The following is a 4,906-nucleotide window of genomic DNA, read 5'->3' on the forward strand; positions in this document are numbered from 1 at the left end:
CGCGTACAACGGAACCGGCGCACCTTCCCGAAGGCCTTGGTAGCATACCAGCCAATCGCATAAGCCCAGGGCGAGGCGGGGGCCTCGTGATGGTAGGAACAGTTCGGATTGGGACAAAAGGCAAACCAGTGCACGAATACCCTCCTTGACCGCAGGGGCGGTCATAGAGGTATTCGCACAAACTGACTATCTTTGCTTCAATTCTTTACCCAAGGTTGAGAGCAGTACTCATTCAATCAAAATGGCAATTCGATATTCAGATTGCAGCGCTCCTTGACTTCCTTGAATGCCTTCTTGAGCGGTGGGTTGAAGGGAACGCCCTTATCCTTGCGGTAGAGCCAGATTTCGTGTTCTTTTTCGCCGGGGGTCCAGATGCGCTCTGCCCCAGGGGCTTTCTTTGAAGCGCGGAGCTGGCGGCTGACTTCGCCGACATGGTGCTTGAAGTCTTCGAGGTCACAGAACGCGCTGATATTGATGGCGAGGAAGCTGTGCCCGAGCTCGATGGGTTTCTTCTTGCCGTCAGGGCCGATATCCGCGAGCGCTTTCATGAAATTCGCCTGCGAAAGGGCGCTCGAAAGAAGCTCGACTACCATGGCGTAGCCATAGCCTTTATACCCGCCTAGGTCTTCGCCCAAGCCGCCGAGCGGGGTCAGGGCCGCCTTGTCCTGCGTCAGGTCAGTAAGCACTTGATGCGTATCGTGGCGGTACTTGCCGTCCTGTCCGATCACCCAGCCATCGGGAAGTTCTTTTCCGAGCCTGTCATAGAGTTCGATTTTCCCGCGCTGAGTGACAGAGGTCGCGCAGTCGAGCATGAAGGGGAAATCCTCGTCGGAGGGCATACCCCAGGTAAGCGGGTTGGTGCCGAGCATGGGTTCGACGCCCCAGGTTGGCGCGATGGCCGGCCTTGCATTTGTAGTGGTCAAGCCGATCATGCCATGCTCGACAGCCATGCGCGCATAGTAAAATGCTGCACCATAATGCGTCGAATTGCGGCAGACCGTCATGCCGATGCCATATTTTTCCGCTTTTTCAATGGCGAGTTCCATCGCGCGCTTCGCGATATAGTGGCCCATGCCGTTGTGTCCATCGATCACCGCGGTTGTCGGAGTCTCTCTCACTACATCAAAGGTTGTCTTGGGATTGAGAATGCCAGCCCAAATCCGGTCGAGGTAAATCGGTTTGTATCTGCCGACACCATGCGAATCCACACCGCGTTTGTCTGCTGAAATCAATACATCGGCGCATACTGCCGCAACTTCCGGAGCCACACCGACTGCCTCGAATCCAGCTTTCATGAATGCTTCAACTTCGTCGAATTTCCACCAGGTGACATCATTATCCATACCATGCTCCTCATTCTGATTATTCGCGCCAAATGACTGCGCGACTCATAACAACGAGCGTATCATAAATCCGAAGATACGGGCTTGGCAATGGAAAAAGCGTGAATTAGAGGCGGGGTGGCAAATATGCTGCAGCGCAGTTGCACTGGAAATAAAAAACGGGCGCTCGGAGGAGGGAAAATGAGCGCCCGCCGGGTCACCAATTATGCTGCTTCGACACCTAGCACATCCTTGATTGCGGATTCAATTGTCGATTTTGGAAGAGCGCCAACCGCCATCTGCGGCTGGCCATTTACCGGGATAAACAGAATGGAAGGAATGCTCTGAATGCCAAAGGCCGCTGCAAGTTCCTGTTCTTCGTCAGTATTCACTTTATAGACGATAAGTTTTCCGGCATATTCATCGGAAATCTTTTCGAGAACAGGGCCTACCATCCTGCACGGCCCGCACCATGGCGCCCAGAAATCGATGATTGCTGGCAGCTCGCCGTTGTACTTCCACTCTTTTTCTTTTTCATAATTGAAGACCTTTTCGAGAAAGGTTTCTTTGTTTAAATTCTCTGTCACTGGAATCTCCTTATATAGAATAATTTATATATAAAAACTTTTTTCGGCAAGGGGGGCGCAAGGCAGGTTAAAAAATACGCGCTGCGAGGCCTTTACAGCTTCCTCCTGCCGCCCTCGCATGCAGACGAACCCGGCTTTCATTTCCGCCCGGCTGAATCCATGGTAAAATATAATCTGCAAAAAAGCCATTCATGGAGGCAAGAACATGAATTCATCGCCATATACCATATCGCTCGATTTTGACGAACTCCCACCGGAGCCTGTCTTCGAACCGGGAATCCGTAGAGCGCCGCGCCGTGAAGCGGAACTGAGCCCTGCCCAGGAACGGCTTGCACTCAAAAATGCGCTGCGCTATATCCCCCAAAAATGGCACGAAAAACTCGCCCCTGAATTTCTGAAGGAGCTCAGGGAGCGCGGGCGCATCTATGGCTATCGGTTCCGGCCGCAGGGGCGCCTCAAGGGCCTTCCTATCGACCAGTATCCGGGGAAATGCCTCGAAGGCCGCGCTTTCCGCGTGATGATCGACAACAATCTCGATTTCGATGTCGCGCTCTATCCGTATGAACTTGTTACATACGGCGAAACGGGGCAGGTTTGCCAGAACTGGATGCAGTATCGCCTGATCTGCAAATATCTTGAAATTCTGGATGAAAATAGCACGCTTGTGGTTGAGTCGGGGCATCCCTTGGGGATTTTTGCGAGCCACCCGTACGCACCACGGGTTATTATCACCAACGGGCTCATGGTCGGCATGTTCGACAACCAGAAGGATTTCAATATCGCCGCGGCGATGGGCGTCGCAAACTACGGCCAGATGACCGCCGGCGGCTGGATGTATATTGGCCCGCAGGGCATCGTGCATGGAACCTACAACACTCTTCTCAACGCTGGCAGGCTCAAGCTGGGCGTTTCCAAAGATGGCGACCTTGCCGGCAAGCTCTTTGTTTCATCGGGTTTGGGAGGCATGTCGGGAGCACAGGGCAAGGCGGCGATCATCGCCGGGGCGGCTTCGATCATCGCGGAAGTGGATCGATCTCGCATCGATACGCGGTTTTCGCAGGGCTGGGTTTCGCGTGTGGCGGATTCGCTCGAGAATGCGGTTCGTCTTGCAATTGCAGCCCGAGATAAGGGAGAACCGATTGCAGTGGCCTACCACGGCAATATCGTCGATCTTCTGGAATACCTCGATGCGCAGAATATCCGCGTAGACCTACTGTCTGATCAGACGAGCTGCCATGTGCCGTACGACGGCGGCTATTGCCCTGTCGGGATTACTTTTGAAGAACGCACGCGGCTTCTGGCCGAAGACAGGACATATTTCCGCGCCCTCGTCGATGCGTCGCTGCGCAGGCATTTCGAGGTCATCATGCGCCTTGTGCGCAAAGGTACCTATTTCTTCGATTATGGCAACTCCTTTTTGAAAGCGGTATTCGACGCAGGCGTCAAGGAGATTTCGAAAAACGGCGTCGACGATAAGGACGGCTTTATCCTTCCGAGCTATGTCGAGGACATTCTGGGGCCGGAGCTTTTCGATTATGGCTATGGGCCCTTCCGCTGGGTCTGCTTGTCAGGAAAAAAAGAAGACCTCATCAAGACCGACCATGCTGCAATGGAGTGCATCGACCCGAACCGTCGCGGCCAGGACCGCGATAACTGGATATGGATTCGCGATGCGGAGAAAAATAAGCTTGTCGTAGGGACGCAAGCACGGATTCTCTACCAGGACGCCTTCGGACGCATGAACATCGCGCACAAGTTCAACGAAATGGTGCGAAAGGGCGAAATCGGCCCGGTGATGCTCGGGCGCGATCACCACGATACGGGTGGCACCGACAGCCCCTTCAGGGAGACGAGCAACATAAAAGATGGCTCGAATGTGATGGCCGATATGGCGGTGCAGTGTTTTGCAGGAAACGCAGCCAGGGGCATGAGCCTGGTGGCGCTGCATAATGGGGGTGGGGTTGGTATCGGCAAGGCGATCAACGGAGGCTTTGGCCTTGTACTCGATGGCTCGGAGCGAGTAGATCGAGTGATCCGCATGGCGCTCAGTTGGGATGTGATGGGAGGCGTTGCGCGGCGTTCATGGGCGCGCAATCCGCATGCAATGGAAGTCTGCGATGAATTCAATCGGGAACGCGCAGAATTCGGCGTCATCACTATGCCGAATCTGGTGGATGAAAACTTATTGGACGCCGTGATTAGTGCTCTCAACCTTGTGTAAACGAGGGCACTGAGAAGAACGCACCTCGCCAATCCAGCACACGCTGTTCAACCGAGCGCCAGCTTGGGAAGATACTCCGCCTTCTCCTTCCCCGGTGTCCGCCATTCCTTCTTCCAGCTTCTCGCCATCGTCGGGCTCAAAGGGCTTCGTGTCAGAAACGCCCGTTCTTCGAAAAAGCTTCTATATACGTTCTCGAGCGCAGTTGCATCGATGCCGCTCGCCTCGGCATGGGTGGCGGGTCTTCGGCCTTTCGGCCAGCGGATACGGTAGGGCTTTAAGTAGTTGTGCCACATAAGGTAGGCCCAGAGGCGCAGCATGCCGTTTGCGACATTGCGGTTGAAGCAGACACTCTCACGATGGTGGTTCGCCAGGTCCTTTCTGAGCTCGCGATCGGTGTAGTTCGAAGAAAAGAGTGGATTGTGGATCGTCCGTGGCAGGTGGGATGAAATCCTCAGGTGCACGAGTCGCCCCCCTCCCTCACCCCAGTAGGCTGCAAGCCGCCGCACGAGGCGCGCATAGTCGGGCTTCTCATCGGTGATCAGCACGAAGGGCCTATGAGGCTGTGGCGGCTGCACAGCAAGGCTCGTCGCCAGCACCTCCCTGAATGACCGGCCGATCCCACCCCGTTCGAGCCGAATCGTCGAATAGAGCGCCTGTGCCTTCGCCTTCTGGTCCTGCCGCATGCTCCCTGAGCGCCGCCGTGTGCAGTGACTGACATCGAGCACGAAGCCGCTTGTCCGTCCCACCGCAATGGGGATTTCGTTCGGAAAGTACTG

At 55.1% G+C, this 4,906-nt stretch carries 4 protein-coding genes; 1 reads left to right on the forward strand and 3 read right to left on the reverse strand.

Going from position 1 to position 4,906, the window contains the following annotated elements:
* Window positions 1-236: 236 nt before the first annotated feature.
* Both GAP13_RS12545 and trxA read right to left on the reverse strand, forming a co-directional pair.
* Entirely contained in the window at window positions 237-1,343 is a 1,107-nt protein-coding gene (locus GAP13_RS12545; RefSeq protein WP_158908635.1) for an Ldh family oxidoreductase, read from the reverse strand.
* A gap of 203 nt (window positions 1,344-1,546) precedes the next feature.
* Window positions 1,547-1,909 carry a thioredoxin gene (trxA, locus tag GAP13_RS12550; RefSeq protein ID WP_158908636.1) on the reverse strand — a complete coding sequence of 121 codons (363 nt, stop codon included), beginning with the start codon at window positions 1,907-1,909 and terminating at the stop codon, window positions 1,547-1,549.
* 205 nt (window positions 1,910-2,114) lie between these two features.
* Here trxA and hutU point away from each other — a divergent pair, with 205 nt between their 5' ends.
* On the forward strand, window positions 2,115-4,130 hold the full coding sequence (gene hutU / locus GAP13_RS12555) for a urocanate hydratase (protein ID WP_158908637.1): 2,016 nt from the start codon (window positions 2,115-2,117) through the stop codon (window positions 4,128-4,130).
* Window positions 4,131-4,177: 47 nt separating this feature from the next.
* On the opposite strand, the gene GAP13_RS12560 is transcribed toward hutU, so the two are convergent.
* A partial coding sequence (locus GAP13_RS12560; RefSeq protein ID WP_503473388.1) for a hypothetical protein occupies window positions 4,178-4,906 on the reverse strand: 729 nt, incomplete at its 5' end.

Origin of the sequence: Rectinema subterraneum, assembly GCA_009768935.1 — a bacterium.
Lineage (GTDB): Bacteria > Spirochaetota > Spirochaetia > Treponematales > Rectinemataceae > Rectinema > Rectinema subterraneum.